The following is a 15,310-nucleotide window of genomic DNA, read 5'->3' on the forward strand; positions in this document are numbered from 1 at the left end:
ACGCTCAACTCCTTCATGCGGTGAATGTAAGTGATACGCAGGATACACGATCCCGGGTACCCTCGGCGCGCATGAGTACCGCAGAGTTCCCCGACGTCTACCGGGCCGCCGACGACCGCTACGCCACCATGCCCTACCGCCGCTCCGGCACCTCCGGACTGCAGCTGCCGGCGATCACCCTGGGCCTGTGGCACAACTTCGGCGACGACCGTCCACTGGACACCCAGCGGGCGATCCTGCGCCGCGCCTTCGACCGCGGCGTGACGCACTTCGACCTCGCCAACAACTACGGTCCGCCGCCCGGTGCGGCGGAGGAGAACGTGGGACGGCTCCTGGCGTCCGACTTCCGCCCGTACCGCGACGAACTCGTGGTCAGTTCGAAGGCGGGCTGGCGGATGCAGGACGGCCCGTACGGCTTCGGCGGCTCGCGCAAGTACCTCGTGGCCAGCTGCGACGCCTCACTGCGCAGGCTCGGGCTGGACTACGTGGACATCTTCTACCACCACCGTCCCGACCCGCAGACCCCCGTGGAGGAGACCGTGGCCGCCCTCGACCACCTGGTGCGCAGCGGGCGCGCCCTGTACGTGGGCATCAGCTCCTACTCCCCCGAGCTGACCCGTCGGGCGACCGCGGTGGCCCGGGACCTGGGGACCCCGCTGACCATCCACCAGCCCTCCTACTCGATGTTCAACCGGTGGGTGGAGGACGGTCTGCTCGCCGCCTGCGCCCACGAGGGCCTCGGCGTGATCGCCTTCTCCGCCCTGGCGCAGGGACTGCTGACCGGCAAGTACCTGGACGGTGTGCCGGAGGGGTCGCGGCTGGGCGCGGGGAAGATGTCGGAGTCCTTCCTCACCGACGAGACGGTCGAGGCGGTGCGCGCGCTGAACTCCGTCGCCGAGGCGCGGGGTCAGAGCCTGGCGCAGATGGCGATCGCGTGGGTGCTGCGCCGCCCGGAGGTGACGAGCGCGCTGATCGGTGCGTCCTCGGTGGCCCAGTTGGACGACTCGCTGGACGCCCTCGACAACCTGGACTTCACCGACGGCGAGCTCGCCGAGATCGACCGGTGGGCCGTGGACCGTGGCATCAACCAGTGGGCCGGTGCCACGGAGTCGACGGCGTAACCCGCGACCGGGTCAGGACGCGGCGAAGGCGGCGACGACCGCGTCGTTGAAGGCGGGCAGGTCGTCCGGGGTGCGCGAGGACACGATGGTGCCGGCGCCCTCGGGCCCCCCGCAGGTGTGCGCCTCCTCGTCGACCCAGGTGGCACCGGCGTTGACGAGGTCGGTGCGCAGGCTCGGGTAGGAGGTCAGCGTCCTGCCGGACAGGACGTCGGCGTCGGTGAGGATCCAGGCGCCGTGGCAGATCACGCCGAGCGGCTTGCCGCCGGTCACGACCTCGCGGACGAGGGCGACCGCGTCGGCGTCGAGCCGCAGCGCGTCGGCGTTGGACGTCCCGCCGGGCAGCAGGACGGCGTCCACCGTGGCCGCCTCGACGTCGGCGGTGCGGGCGTCCGCGGGCACCTCGGTGCCCTTCTTGCCGGTGATCGCCTTACCGCCGGGTGTGGCGATGACGACGTGCGCCCCGGCGTCCGAGACCGCGTCGCGCGGGGAGGTCAGCTCGGAGTCCTCGAACCCGTCGGTGGCGAGGACCACGACGGTGCGGCCGGTGAGCTTCTTCTGGTCGGACATGGGTGGTGTACCTCCTTGACGAGAGTCGTTCTCTGGCACCCACCCACGCTACGCCGGTGAATCAGAACAGGCCGTTCGGGTTCTCGTCGTAGGACCACAGCAGGTTCTTGGTCTGCTGGTAGTGGTCCAGCATCATCAGGTGCGTCTCGCGCCCGATGCCGGACTTCTTGTATCCGCCGAACGCCGCGTGCGCCGGGTAGGAGTGGTAGTTGTTCACCCACACGCGACCGGACTCGATGGCGCGGCCCGCCTGGTAGGCGGTGCGGCCGTCGCGGGCCCAGACGCCGGCGCCGAGACCGTAGTCGGTGTCGTTGGCGATCTGGATGGCCTCGTCGAAGTCCTTGAAGGTGGTCACGGCGAGGACCGGGCCGAAGATCTCCTCCTGGAAGCAGCGCATGGCGTTGTTTCCCTTGAGGATCGTGGGCTCCACGTACAGGCCGTTCTCCAGGCCGTCGACGGTGCGCACACCGCCGCCGATGAGGACCTCCGCGCCCTCCTCGGGACCGGACTTCAGGTAGCTGGTGATCTTGTCCATCTGCTCCAGCGAGGCCTGCGCGCCGATCATCGTGGCCGGGTCCAGCGGGTTGCCGGCCTTGATCGAGCGGACGCGCTCGACGGCGAGGTCGAGGAATTCGTCGGCGATGTCCTCCTGGATCAGCGCACGTGAGGGGCAGGTGCACACCTCACCCTGGTTCAGGGCGAACATGGCCAGACCCTCGAGGGTCTTCTCCCGGAAGGAGTCGTCGGCGTCCATGATGTCGCCGAAGAAGACGTTCGGCGACTTGCCGCCGAGCTCGAGGGTCACCGGGATGAGCTTGTCGGCGACGGCCTTGTTGATGATCTTGCCGACCTCGGTGGAACCGGTGAAGGCGATCTTGGCGATGCGGTCATTCTGCGTCAGCGCCGCACCAGCCTCCTCACCGAGACCGTTGACGATGTTGAGCACCCCGTCCGGCAGGATGTCGGAGATCAGCTCGGCGACCAGCAGGATCGACGCCGGGGTCTGCTCGGCGGGCTTGAGCACGATGGCGTTGCCCGCGGCGAGGGCGGGACAGATCTTCCACGCGGCCATGAGGATCGGGAAGTTCCAGGGGATGATCTGGCCGACCACGCCGAGCGGCTCGTGGAAGTGGTAGGCCACGGTGTTCTCGTCGATCTGCGAGAGCGAGCCCTCCTGGGCACGCAGCGCACCGGCGTAGTAGCGGAAGTGGTCGACAGCGAGCGGGAGGTCCGCGGCGAGCGTCTCACGCACGGACTTGCCGTTGTCCCAGGTCTCGGCGACGGCGAGCATCTCGAGGTTCTCCTCGATGACGTCGGCGATCTTGAGCAGGACGCGGGAGCGGTCCTGCACACTGGTCCTGCCCCAGGCGGGTGCCGCGGCGTGGGCGGCGTCCACCGCCTTGTCGACGTCGGCGGCCTGGGATCGTGCGACCTCGGTGAACACCTTGCCGTCGACCGGGCTGATGTTCTCGATGTACTGCCCGTCGACGGGGGCGACCCACTGGCCGCCGATGAAGTTCTCGTACCGAGGCTTGAAGGAGACGAGCGAGCCCTCGGTACCCGGGGCGGCGTAGGCGTTGCTGGCGGTGGCTGTGGTGGTCATGGTGCGGTGCCTCCCAATGCAGGGGTCGTCTGGTTGGTTCTCGTGCCACGACCAACCTAGCGCCTCCACCGCATGATGGCTACCACTATTTTTTTATAATGTGAGCTGGATCACATTACTCACTTCGCGACGCGACGGCGGCGCAGCAGGCCGTCGACGCCGTAGCGTCCTCCCGCAACCGCACCGACCAGCGCCGCGCCGGCGGCGAGCACGAGCACGAGCTCGTAGCCGCCGTCCGAGACGAAGATGGTGCCCGCGTCACTGTGGGCGTACCAGAACGCGCCGGCCATATCGGCGACGACGAGGACGGCGACCAGCGGCGTGAGCAGGCCGATAATCAGCAGGACACCACCGACGAGCTCCACGGCCGCGGCGAAGACCGCCGCCGCGGTCGCCGCGGGCACACCCATGGACTCGAAGCCCTGGGCGGTGGCGTCGATGCCGTTGGTGACGAACTTCTGCCAGCCGTGGGCGAAGAGGGTCACACCCAGGGCGATGCGGGCGAGCAGGATGACGATGTTGCTGACGACGTTGCTGACGGTGCTCGTGGAAGCGGTGGAGACGGTGGACATGAGGGGACCTCGCTACCGGTCGGAGAAGTGATTGACGTGTCCACGATAACGGAGGTGGTTGACGTGTCAACCTTTTCGTGACGTGCGCCTCACAACCGCCCGGCGCGCACCGCCACCGGCCACGACACCTGACGCGGGCGACCGTTGTCGCCCCAGATGTCCACCAGGTCCGAGGCGAAGTTCTGGAACAGGTCCGAGCGGCCCTGCCGCTCCGCCTTACGCACCGCCGACCACGTGCCCACATACCCCAGGAACGCCTCCCGGTCCAGGTCCGCGTCGATGCTGAGCTCCGGGACGTCCAGCTCCTCGAAGGGGAATGGCATCGTGCGGTACCCCTCGTCGACGTAGCGACGCTCCGGATCCCAGTACGGCCCGATCTCGTCGTAGTAGAACCGTCCGAACCGCTCCTGCACGTCCGCGTCGGAGATCCGCAGCACCCCGTAACTCACCAGCGCGATCAACGCGCCCTCCCGGCCGATACGCCGGGCCTCGGCGTAGAAGTCCGGCAGCGTGAACCAGTGCGCCGCCTGCGCCGCGGTGACCAGGTCCGCCGAGCCGTCCTCCACCGGCAGTTTCTCCGCCGACGCCACCCCGTAGGCGATGTTCGGGTGCTCCGTGGCCGACGCCAGCTGCGACTCGCTGGGGTCGAACGCCAGCACCCGGTCGAAGTAGTCCGCCAACTGCACCGACAGCTGCCCGGTACCGCAGCCCACGTCCACCGCCACACCCGTGCCCGGCGTGTGCTCCGCCAGGAACCCCGACACCTGCGTGGGGTAGGACGGACGGAAGGACGCGTACTCCGCGCCGCCGGTGAACCAGTTGCTGCGGGGCGCCTCAGGGTTGTCGCTCATGACACACAAGGCTACCGCCGATGTCATACCGCCGAAGTCATACCCGGGACTGACGACCCCGGGCACACGCTCCGGCATGCTCTAGGACGTGAAGAACGTGAAGAAACAGCAGAACCGCATCCTCGGGCTCGACATCGCCCGCGCCGTCGCCGTCGTCGGCATGACCGTCGACCACTTCGGCCCCGCCTCCTGGGCCACGTGGTTCACCGGGTGGCCGTCCATCCTCTTCGCCTTCCTCTCCGGCATGTCCACGGCGCTGATGACCTCCCACGGCCTGGCGTCCGGCGTGCCCGCCTCGCAGGTACGCCGACGCATCGCGATCCGCGGGGCGATCCTGCTGGTCATCGGCGTGCTGCTGGCGTCCGCCGGACCCAACATGATCGTCGTGCTCGCCACGCTCGGTGCGTCCTTCCTGATCTGCACCGCACTGGTGACGCTGCGCGGCACCACCCTGCTCGCCCTCGGCGCCGGCGGCATGCTCGTCCTGCCGCAACTGTCGTACTGGCTGCGGGACGTCCTGCCCGCCGCAGGCGGCGGCAGCGAGGGCGGCGAGATCGAACTCGCCGTGGTCCCCCGCCTCGACCACCTCACCTCGCTGGACGGCGTCGCCACCGCGCTGCGCGCGCTGCTGCTGGACGGCATGTACCCGGTGATCACCTGGCTGCCCGTCATCGTGCTCGGCATGGGCGTGATGACCGTGGGTGTGGACGGGGCGAGGCGCGTGGTGTGGCTGGTCACCGGGCTCGTCGCCGCACTCGGCTCGGCCGCGTTCACCTGGGTGATGGTCGCCCGTTTCGACGTTCAACCCCTGATCGTGGACCTCATGGGGATGGACCTGCGCGAGCTCGCCGAGGCCTCCGACATCTCCGTCTTCGCCGCCTGGCGGATGTACGGCATGTCCATGGGCACCACCTCCTCCCCGGGTGAGCTGCTGGTCGCCGGCGCGCACTCCGGCTCCACCCCGGACCTGCTGCTGAACACCGGCATCAGCCTGGTGGTCGTGACCCTGTGCCTGTGGCTCGGTGACCTGGCGGGACGGTGGCTGTTCCCCCTCGTCGCCCTGGGCTCCTGCGCCTTCACCGTGTACGTGGGCCAGGCGCTGGTGTCCGCCGGGATCAACCACTGGCTGCCGGACGTGGCGGACGAACCGGGCGTGTCCCTGGTGCCGCTGGCCTGCTACCTCGGCGTGGCCGTGGTGTTCTGCACGGTGTGGAAGCACTTCTTCCGCCGCGGGCCGCTGGAGCAGGCCATGTACACCGCGTCGACCTGGGGGTCCGGCCCCCGGGCGCCCGAGAAAACCGGGACGGCCGCACCGAGCGCTCACCGGTGAGCTCGCCGAGGCAACGTCAGGCACGCACGTCGAGACGGCGCCACGTGGCCCAATACGCCAAGGCTGAGAGTACGGAGCACCCGGTCGCCAGACTGTTCGCGGTGAGATACAAATTCCACTCGATAATAGGATCCCGCAGATCCTGAATTCCGGACGCCACACCGATAAACGTACCGACCGCGAGAGAAAAGGCGCCCACCACGGCCATCGCGACGACATAGACGACCCTCACCTTCGGACGTGACCTACTCACGGTGACGGCCCCACGGCGAAGCAGGAGCAGAGCGGCGACGGCCCCGCAGATCAGGGCCACCATATCCGCGCCGAACGTATCGGAGAAACGATGCCACTTCGCGGTCGTGGTGTATGCGCCGATACCCACCGCCCACGTCATGACCACGAACATCGCCACACCTCGCCACCGGTACGGAACCACGAGAAACAGGGCGACAAGCACGGTCATCGCGATCGTGGTGTGCCCGCTGGGAAAGGAATTATGCGCGTAGTGTCCGGAAACCTCGACCAGATCGGGCCGCGGCAGCACGAATCGTTTCAACACCTGGGTCACGATCTGCCCACCCACGATGACCGAGACCGCGACCACCGCCAGGAACACCTTACGGCGAAGGAGCCCGATCATTCCGACCAGCGCAGTTGCTATTGCAAGGGTCCATATCGTGATGTCACCGAGCGCAGACCATGCGCCATCCGATTCCGCGGCCGGTGCCTGGTCCGCCCCGCGCAACGCAGCGTTCTCCAGCTCCTGCCCGGTAGTCGTCAACACGGCGAGCCAGTAGACCGCAACGAGCAGAACGAGGCTGACCGTCAACAGGATTCACCATCGCCGCCCCGTTATCGCGTTCGGGCTGACTTGTTCACGGTCATTCTCGCCAACAGCATTCATCACACCTTCTCCTCACATATCCTTCGCCACCGCACCACATGAAAGATCGGGCGCATCGGCCAACCTGGGGTGAATGCCGACATCGCACAGGATAGCGCCGGTCGAGCCGGGGCATCGGAATCGAGGATTCTTCCGATAGACTGCCGTTGGCAATGCTCCCACCAGGTGGATTGTGACGGCCGACAATGAACAGAAGAAACTACGGGGCATTCCAATCCCCCTGACATCGCAGCAGGAGCTCAGATGACAATAGCGCCAGCGATCGTGGCCGGCGTCATCATCTTCGGGGCCGTAGTTCTGGCGGCCGGGATGATCGGCCTCATCCGCGACGGCAGACGCCTCGCGACACCGGTCTACGTGACCATGGGTCTCGGCCTGCTCGCCATCGGGGTGGGCCTGCTGCTGACCAACCAGGGACACCCGGGGCCACTGATCGTCGTCGGCATCACGACAATGGCCCTGTTCATCCTGGGCAACGTGGTCGGCTATCCGTTGCTGATGATCTTCCTGCTGTACTCCGGCGCCACCGTACTGCGCAAGGAGAGCCGCTCCCTGGGCAATGCGCTGGCGCTGCTCGCCGGGCTCGCGCTGCTGTTCCTCCCGACGACGCTGGGGATCCTGGCCCCACCGGAGACCCCTCGTACCGACCCCGCCTACATGTTCCGGTACGCCACACACCTCTCGGTCGTACTGGTGGTGTTCTACTTCGGCTTCGTCTTCGCCGCCTTCTTCGCAGCCTCCCTGCCCTACCGCTGGCGACGCATCCGTACCGCCCCAGAGGCCGTCATCGTCCTCGGGTCCGGTCTCATCGACGGCAACGTCCCACCGCTGCTCGCCGCCAGGCTGGACCGTGGACTGTCCGTCCAGCAGCAGTTCCACGGCGAGCCGGTGCTCATCCCCAGTGGCGGACAGGGTCCTGATGAACCGCGACCCGAGGGCGAGGCGATGCGCGATTACCTGGTCGCGCAGGGTGCCGACCCCGCCACGGTGACCGCGGAGACCGAGTCCCGCACCACCGAGGAGAACCTCCGCTACTCCCGGAAGCTGCTCTCCGACCCGTCCTCCCCGGTGGTCGTCGCCACCAGCAGCTACCACGTCTTCCGTGCCGCACTCCTCACGAGGACGCTGGGTATGCGCGCGCACGTCGTCGGCGCGCCCACCGCCTGGTACTATTTCCCCAGCGCGGTGCTCCGCGAGTTCGTCGGGGTGATCCGCGACCGGCTCCGGTTCACCGTCCTCAGCATCGCCGTCCTCATTGTCTTCGCCATCGCCTTCACCGTGGTCATCGTGCCGGCGACGGCGCCCGGGATGGGTTAGGTGTTCCCGCGTCCCGTGCCGGATTCGGCCTTTTCGTGCCGATGATCGGCCGAATCCGGCACGGGACGCGGGCACCGCCCGGCACACTCGAGGAGCGCCGTTGCTCCTCAGGCCGCACCTGGACGGCGTGTAGTCTCGACCAGACTAAGTTTTCATGAGGAACACGTTTCCCGCCTCCGAACGAAAGGACGGTCCCGATGAGAACGTCGACGACCATCACCGGCGTGATCGCACTCGGCACCATCGCCGCCCTGAGCGGATGCAGCAGTGAGGGGGACGCTGCTCCGTCAACGGAACCGCCGACATCGGCACCCGCGTCCGCATCAGCGTCCGACGCCTCGCAACCTTCGGGCGACCCGTCCGCCGGGGATCCCGAACGCTTCGCCGTCGACGGTGGCGGGTACATGTTCACCCTTCCCGACGGCGGGGTCTGCTCCGTCGACAGCGAGCTCAACGACAAGGTCGGCTCCGACTTCGCCTGCCTGCTCACCCTCGAGGAACCGATGCGGACGGAGGATGGCGAGGCGACCACCGGGCTCGAGTACCGGGACACCATGTTCGTCCCCAGCGCCGCGCTTACCGATCCCGACCTGCAGAAGGAGTTCACCGAGGCAGACGCCGAACCACTGGAGGCCGGCTCGCGAATCACCGCCGGGGACTACCAGGTGATGGCCGAGACGCAGGACGAGATCCTCATCGAGAACGACGTCATCGGTGGCAGCTTCTTCATCGCGGCACAGCAGCCGACCCGATTCTGGATGCCCCGGCCGGACTGGGTCCCGGAGCCGAACTTCCCGCCGATCGACTGAGTTCCTGCACACCGCACAGCGCCTACAGTTCCAGGCGCTCCCCTGCCCACCGTCGGCGCAGCCACCGGTCGTGCGAGGCGACCACGACCGCACCCGGGTAGGCGGGGATCGCCTCCTCCAACGCGGTGACCAGGGACAACGACAGATGGTTGTCGGGCTCGTCGAGCAGCAGCACGTCCGGCGGGTCGGCGAGCAGTACCGCCAGGGAGACGCGTCGTTGCTGGCCGAGACTCAGCTCAGCCAACGGCCGCGACTCGTCGCGCGGGTGGATCAGCCCGAACGTCGCCAGCGGCACGGCGTCCGCAAGTTCGTCACCGACGGCGTCGCGGTAGGCGCGCTCCACCGTGCGGCCCGGGCCGCGTCCCGCCGGGTCCGGCAGGACGACCTCCTGGGTCAGGTGCCCCACGCTCACGCCCGAGCCTGCACCGGAACCCACACCGCCGACCGTGCCCGCCGAGGGGGCCAATGTGCCCGCCAGCACCTCCAGCAGGGTCGATTTGCCCGAGCCGTTCGGCCCGGTGACCAGGAGTTTCTCGTCACCGTTCACGGTGACGCTGGTGCGCGGCAGCCGCCCGGCGACCTCGACGCCGGCGGCGATGAGCACCGGCCCCGTGCGTCCTGCGGTGTCGTCGCGTCCTGCGGCGGTGAGTCCGGCGAACGTCAGCTCGGCCGGCGGCTTGCGGACCTGCGACTCCTCGAGTTTCTCGAGCCGCGAGCGCGAGTCGTTCACCCGGCGCGACACGACCTTCGCATTGCGGTCGCCGTAGAACTTCTTCGTGATCTTGTTCTCCACCTGGATGTCGCGGTTGGTGTGCCCGACCTGGTGGTTGTCGCGCACCCCGGCACGCAGGCGTTTCAGCTCCGCCTGCTCGTCGCGGTACTGCCGCTCCCAGCGCTGCCGGACGTCCCGGCGCGCGGCGAGGTAGTCGGTGTAGTTGCCGGTGTAGCGGGTCACGCCGCCCTGCGCGCCGACCTGCGTCGGCGCGGGGTCCAGGTCCACCACGCAGGACGCCGCGAGGTCGAGGAACGCGCGGTCGTGGCTGGCGAACAGCACCGGCCCCTTCCACGCGTTCAACACGCTGACCAGGTACTCCGTCGCCGCGTCGTCGAGGTGGTTGGTGGGCTCGTCGAGCAGCAGCACGTCCGGGCGGTTGAGCAGCAGCCACGCCAACGACAGACGCGCCCGCTGGCCACCGGACAGCTCCCCGGCAGGACGCTCCGGCGGCACCGCGGCGAGGCCGAGGCCCGCGAGCGTCGCGGACATGCGCGCATCGGTGCCCCACACGTCGAGACGCTCGGCGCGGTCCAACGCCTCGCCGTAGGCCCCGGCGTCGTAGGGGTCGGCGGCGCGCTCCAGGTCGGACGCGGCGCGCCGCTCGGCGGCGACGGCGGACTCCAACGCGCCGGCGACGGTCTCGTCGTCGGCGAACGGTGCCTGCTGGTGGAGCAGGCCCACCCGCGACGAGCCGACGTCCACCGCACCGGCGGTGGTCGCCGCCTCCGGCAGCGAACCGTGGACGGCGTGCAGCAGGGTGGACTTGCCCGAGCCGTTCTCGCCGATCAGGCCGGCGCGCTGACCTGGCGGGACGACGAAGGACACGTCGGTGAGGACCCGGGTCCCGGCGATCTGGACGGAGAGGCCGTCGATCTGCAGCGGGGACTGTGACGCGGAGCCGGACATGGAGACGGGCGTGGGAATAGTAGACATGGGGGAACTCCCTGAGTGGAGATGATTAGGTGTCCCGCCGGGCGGTCGGCCGCCTCGGGCGCAGGACGATTCAGGGGTTCTACTTCCGCATGGGACCGAGCATAGCGTCACATGTGGGGAAGGTCCACCGCAGGCAACGAAACGATCTCGATACCTGCGATGAGGGCAGTTACCCGGGCGAAGAGGACTGGGTTGTCACGGAGTTCTTCTGCGATCCGGTCTCCGAGAACGCGACCATGCTCGCGTCCACCAGGATCTGATCGACGCTCCTGCGCGGTGGAGGCGGTGGCATCATCTCCTGCACCCTCCGGAGGGTAGCTGTCCCCGCCAGGTCGAAGAGACTCCCCACTCCGGTCAACAGCACCTCACCCCTCGAGGATCCCCTTAATCTTCTGGAGGGTCTCGGTGATGCCGTAGGTGGCGGCGTCCTTCCGGTCAGCCTCCTGCGCGGCGGCGTCGTCGCCGAACTTCTGCCGGAAGTACCGCTCGCCGTCGGCGGTGAAGGCGGTGTACTCGGTGAGCACCGTGGCGTCCTCCCGCCGGTTCACCGGCTCCATGCGGAACCCCCACCGCGTGCCGCTGGAGGTCACCCGCCAGGAGAACTCCTGGCCCGGACGTGCGGAGACGACCTCGGAGATTGTCGACCACTCCCTCTCCGCGGTGCGGTTGTGCCCGGTGAACGTCGCGCCGTCGCCCCGTGCGTCGGAGTCCCACTGTGCGCGGTGGCACTGGGCGCTCCACTCCCCCGTGCGCGTGACGTCGCTGACGAGGTCGAAGACCTCCGCGGGGGTCGCGTGGATGGTGACGGAGTCGCTGATCTCGTAGGCCATGGGATTCAGCGTAGTCGGACGCACGACGGGGCCGGCCAGACCCCGCGCACCTACACCGCGCCGCCGGCGGCGAACTGGCTGCGGTAGAGCTCCGCGTAGGAGCCGTCGGCGGCCAGGAGTTCGTCGTGGGACCCCTGCTCCACGATCGTGCCGTCGACCATCACCAGGATGCGGTCGGCGTCGCGGATGGTGGACAGCCGGTGGGCGATCACGAAGGACGTCCGCCGGGCGCGGATCGCGTTCATCGCCTTCTGCACCAGCACCTCGGTACGGGTGTCCACCGACGAGGTGGCCTCGTCCAGGATCAGGATCTCCGGTTCCGCGAGGAAGGCGCGCGCGATGGTGATCAGCTGGCGCTCACCTGCCGAGACCGATCCGCCGTCCTGGTCGATGACGGTGTCGTAGCCGTCCGGCAGGGCGTGGACGAAGCGGTCGACGTAGGCGGCCTTCGCCGCGTCCCTGACCTCCTCGTCGGTGGCGTCGAGCCGGCCGTAACGGATGTTCTCCAGGATGGTGCCGTCGAACAGGACGGCGTCCTGCAGGACCATGCCGGTGCGCGAGCGCAGCTCGGCGCGCCCCATGGCGCGCGAGTCGACACCGTCGACGTAGATCGCACCGCCGGTGACCTCGTAGAACCGCATGATCAGGTTCACCATCGTGGTCTTGCCGGCACCGGTGGGCCCGACGATCGCCACGGTCTGCCCGGGTTCCACGTCCAGGTTCAGGTGCTCGATCAGCGGGGTGGACGGCGAGTACCCGAAGGAGACGTCGCGGAACTCCACGCGGCCGCGCACGGCCTGCGGCGAGGCCGTGGCGGACGGGTCGGCGTCCTGCTCCTCGGCGTCGAGCAGCTCGAAGACGCGCTCGGCGGAGGCCACACCGGACTGCACCATCGTCATCATCCCGGCGAGCTCGCCGAGGGGCTGGTTGAACTCGCGGGAGTACTGGATGAACGCCGTCGCCGCACCCAGGCTCATCTGCCCGTTCGCCACGCGCAGGCCGCCGAACACGGCGATGACCACGTAGCTGAGGTAGTTGAGGAACTGCATCAGCGGCATCATCATGCCGGACAGGAACTGCGCCTTCGCGCTGGCCTGGTAGAGCTCCTCGTTGCGCTCGTCGTAGGTCACCGACATCTCGTCCTGCCGACCGTAGGCCACGACCAGTTCGTGGCCGGTGAAGGCCTCCTCGACATGCCCGTTGACCTTGCCGGTGCCGGCCCACTGCGCGCCGTACTGCTTCTGCGCCCGGGTGCCGACGATGCCGACGACGATGGCGGTCAGCGGCAGGGCCAGCAGCGCGACGATCGCGAGCTGCCAGGACACCCGGAACATCATCACGGTCACGCCGATGATCATCATGCCGGAGTAGGCGAACTGGCTCAGCGCCTGCTGGAGGGCCTGCTGGACGTTGTCCACGTCGTTGGTGGTGCGCGAGAGCAGGTCGCCCTTCTGCCGCGAGTCGTAGAAGCTCAGCGGCAGGCGGTGGACCTTGCGCTCCACGTCGGTGCGCAGCTCCACGATCACCGCGACGACGATCTTGTTGAGGATGAACCCCTGCGCCCAGTTGAACACGGAGGCCACCACGTACATGCCCAGCACGATGCCGATGAGCCGGCCGAGTTCGCCGAAGTCGATGCCGGCGCCGGGCTCACCGTTCCAGGTGGCGAGCACGCCGTCGTAGATCACGTCGACGGCGTCGCCGAGGACCTTCGGCGCGTAGACGGTCAGCACCACGCACACCACGAGCAGGACGAAGACCCACGTCAGCGCGATCTTGCGGGGCGCCATCAGCGCCACCATGCGCAGCGCCGAGGGCCAGAAGGCCTTCGCCGACCGCGGCGCGGACTCCGCGCCCCGGTCGGTAACTTCTGTGACCTCCGTCGATTCAGTCACTTCGGTGTCACTCATCGCTGTGCCTCCATCTGCGACTCGACGATCTCGCGGTAGGTGTCGCTGGACGCCAGCAGGTCGTCGTGCGTCCCGCGGGCGACGATGCGCCCCTTGTCCAGCACCAGGATCTGGTCGGCGTCACGCACCGTGGACACCCGCTGTGCGACGGTGACCACCGCCGCGTCCCTGGTCCCGGGGTGCAGTGCGGCGCGCAGCGCGGCGTCGGTGCGCACGTCCAGGGCGGAGAAGGAGTCGTCGAAGACGTACACCTTCGGCGCGGCGACGAGCGCGCGGGCGATGCACAGGCGCTGGCGCTGGCCGCCGGAGACGTCCGTGCCGCCCTGCGCCACCGGGGACGCCAGGCCTGCGGCCTCGCCGTCACCGCGGCTGCGCACGAAACCGTCGGCCTGCGCGACGCGCAGCGCGTCCCACAGTTCGTCGTCGGTGGCGTCGGTGCGTCCGAAACGCAGGTTGGACGCCACCGTCCCGGAGAACAGGAACGCCTTCTGCGGCACCAGGCCGACGGCGCGGGCGAGGTCCTTACGCGGCATCGCCGCGACGGGCACCTCGTCGATGAGCACCTCGCCGGACGTCGGCGCGAACAGGCGTGGGATGAGGTTGACCAGCGTGGACTTGCCGGAGCCGGTCGCCCCGATCACCGCGGTGGTCTGCCCGGGGCGCACCGTGAAGCTCACGTCGGTGAGCACCGGCTTGTCCGCGCCCGGGTAGGTGAAGGACACGTCGCGGAACTCCAGCTCGCCGCGCACCTGCGTCGGCGACACGGTCTCCACCGACGGATCGGCCTCCGGCTCGGTGATGGACGGTTCGTGGCCGAGGACGTCCTGGATGCGTCCGGCGCACACGATCGCGCGCGGCAGCATCATCGCCATGAACGAGCCCATCATCACCGCCACGAGGATCTGCAGCAGGTACTGCATGAACGCGGTCAGCGAGCCGACCTCGATCGCCCCGTCGGCCACGCGGTGGCCGCCGAACCACAGCACCGCCGCCGTCGCACCGTGCAGCACGACCATGATCACCGGGCCCATCAGGACGAACACGCGTCCCACGCGCTCGGAGACCCAGGCGACGGCCTGGTTGGCGTCCTCGAAACGCCTGGTCTCGAACTTCTCGCGGACGAAGGCGCGGATCACCCGGATGCCGGTGATCTGCTCACGCATCACGCCGTTGATGGCGTCGATGCGGTCCTGCATCGAGCCGAACAGCGGCACCAGACGGGCGACCATCGTGCCCACGACGACCAGCAGCACGGCGACGGAGACCCACACCAGCCACGACAGGCCGGCGTCCTCGCGCAGCGCCATGACGATGCCGCCGATGCACATGATCGGCATGGTGACCATGAAGCTCAGGAACATCACGAAGACCATCTGCACCTGCTGCACGTCGTTCGTGCCGCGGGTGATCAGCGTGGGCACCCCGAAGGTGCCCATGTCCTGGGCGCTGAAGCGGTCCACGCTGCGGTAGACGTCGCGCCGGACGTCGCGTCCGACGGACATCGCCAGACGCGCGGCGCACCAGGTCGCCGCAACGGCGGTGATGACCTGCACGAATGCCACGGCGACCATGATGCCGCCGGTGGACCAGATGTAGCCGATGTCGCCACGGGACACACCCTGGTCGATGATGTCGGCGTTGAGACGGGGGAGGTAGAGCGTCGCGAAGGTGGAGACGATCTGAAGAAGGAGGACTGCCACCAACAGCCCCGGGTACTGACGGGCGTACCTACCCACGAGGCGAAGAAGTTGCACCCCGACAGTGTAGGCGATTATGTACCTGACCTGC

General features: G+C 68.5%; 13 protein-coding genes. 4 read left to right on the forward strand and 9 right to left on the reverse strand.

The window, feature by feature from the left end; genetic code table 11:
* Positions 1 to 71 precede the first annotated feature (71 nt).
* Positions 72 to 1,121, forward strand: coding sequence for an L-glyceraldehyde 3-phosphate reductase (mgrA, locus tag ACT3UN_RS07925; RefSeq protein ID WP_441582325.1), 1,050 nt, complete (start codon positions 72 to 74; stop codon positions 1,119 to 1,121).
* Positions 1,122 to 1,133: 12 nt separating this feature from the next.
* Here mgrA and ACT3UN_RS07930 read toward each other — a convergent pair whose 3' ends face one another.
* From ACT3UN_RS07930 to ACT3UN_RS07945, 4 genes are all read right to left on the reverse strand, one after another.
* The gene (locus tag ACT3UN_RS07930; protein WP_301443841.1) at positions 1,134 to 1,688 is read right to left on the reverse strand and encodes a type 1 glutamine amidotransferase domain-containing protein; all 555 of its coding nucleotides are present in this window, start codon (positions 1,686 to 1,688) and stop codon (positions 1,134 to 1,136) included.
* A gap of 61 nt (positions 1,689 to 1,749) precedes the next feature.
* A complete protein-coding gene (gene exaC, locus ACT3UN_RS07935; RefSeq protein ID WP_441579304.1) occupies positions 1,750 to 3,291 on the reverse strand; it encodes an acetaldehyde dehydrogenase ExaC in 1,542 nt (513 codons plus the stop codon).
* A 119-nt stretch (positions 3,292 to 3,410) separates the two neighbouring features.
* Positions 3,411 to 3,863 (reverse strand): DoxX family protein, encoded by a 453-nt coding sequence (locus tag ACT3UN_RS07940; RefSeq protein WP_301444211.1) that lies wholly within the window; start codon positions 3,861 to 3,863, stop codon positions 3,411 to 3,413.
* 89 nt (positions 3,864 to 3,952) lie between these two features.
* Positions 3,953 to 4,714 (reverse strand): class I SAM-dependent methyltransferase, encoded by a 762-nt coding sequence (locus ACT3UN_RS07945; RefSeq protein WP_441582326.1) that lies wholly within the window; start codon positions 4,712 to 4,714, stop codon positions 3,953 to 3,955.
* Between the two features lie 88 nt (positions 4,715 to 4,802).
* Here ACT3UN_RS07945 and ACT3UN_RS07950 point away from each other — a divergent pair, with 88 nt between their 5' ends.
* Positions 4,803 to 6,044, forward strand: a complete 1,242-nt coding sequence (locus ACT3UN_RS07950; protein ID WP_444656867.1) for a DUF418 domain-containing protein — start codon at positions 4,803 to 4,805, stop codon at positions 6,042 to 6,044.
* A gap of 16 nt (positions 6,045 to 6,060) precedes the next feature.
* On the opposite strand, the gene ACT3UN_RS07955 is transcribed toward ACT3UN_RS07950, so the two are convergent.
* Positions 6,061 to 6,873: a phosphatase PAP2 family protein gene (locus ACT3UN_RS07955; protein WP_444656868.1), complete on the reverse strand. Its 813-nt coding sequence runs from the start codon at positions 6,871 to 6,873 to the stop codon at positions 6,061 to 6,063.
* A gap of 318 nt (positions 6,874 to 7,191) precedes the next feature.
* On the opposite strand from ACT3UN_RS07955, the gene ACT3UN_RS07960 reads away from it, so the two are divergent.
* Positions 7,192 to 8,265: a YdcF family protein gene (locus tag ACT3UN_RS07960; protein ID WP_444656869.1), complete on the forward strand. Its 1,074-nt coding sequence runs from the start codon at positions 7,192 to 7,194 to the stop codon at positions 8,263 to 8,265.
* A 197-nt stretch (positions 8,266 to 8,462) separates the two neighbouring features.
* Positions 8,463 to 9,074, forward strand: a complete 612-nt coding sequence (locus tag ACT3UN_RS07965; RefSeq protein WP_301443254.1) for a hypothetical protein — start codon at positions 8,463 to 8,465, stop codon at positions 9,072 to 9,074.
* A gap of 22 nt (positions 9,075 to 9,096) precedes the next feature.
* Here ACT3UN_RS07965 and ACT3UN_RS07970 read toward each other — a convergent pair whose 3' ends face one another.
* From ACT3UN_RS07970 to ACT3UN_RS07985, 4 genes are all read right to left on the reverse strand, one after another.
* On the reverse strand, positions 9,097 to 10,782 hold the full coding sequence (locus tag ACT3UN_RS07970) for an ABC-F family ATP-binding cassette domain-containing protein (RefSeq protein ID WP_444656870.1): 1,686 nt from the start codon (positions 10,780 to 10,782) through the stop codon (positions 9,097 to 9,099).
* A 365-nt stretch (positions 10,783 to 11,147) separates the two neighbouring features.
* Positions 11,148 to 11,612, reverse strand: a complete 465-nt coding sequence (locus tag ACT3UN_RS07975; RefSeq protein WP_441582330.1) for an SRPBCC family protein — start codon at positions 11,610 to 11,612, stop codon at positions 11,148 to 11,150.
* Between the two features lie 50 nt (positions 11,613 to 11,662).
* The gene (locus ACT3UN_RS07980) at positions 11,663 to 13,522 is read right to left on the reverse strand and encodes an ABC transporter ATP-binding protein (protein WP_441582331.1); all 1,860 of its coding nucleotides are present in this window, start codon (positions 13,520 to 13,522) and stop codon (positions 11,663 to 11,665) included.
* Entirely contained in the window at positions 13,519 to 15,276 is a 1,758-nt protein-coding gene (locus tag ACT3UN_RS07985) for an ABC transporter ATP-binding protein (RefSeq protein WP_441582332.1), read from the reverse strand. The genes ACT3UN_RS07980 and ACT3UN_RS07985 overlap by 4 nt, the downstream gene beginning before the upstream one ends.
* Between the last annotated feature and the right edge of the window lie 34 nt (positions 15,277 to 15,310).

Source organism: Corynebacterium sp. AOP12-C2-36, from assembly GCF_052379185.1.
Classification (GTDB): domain Bacteria; phylum Actinomycetota; class Actinomycetes; order Mycobacteriales; family Mycobacteriaceae; genus Corynebacterium.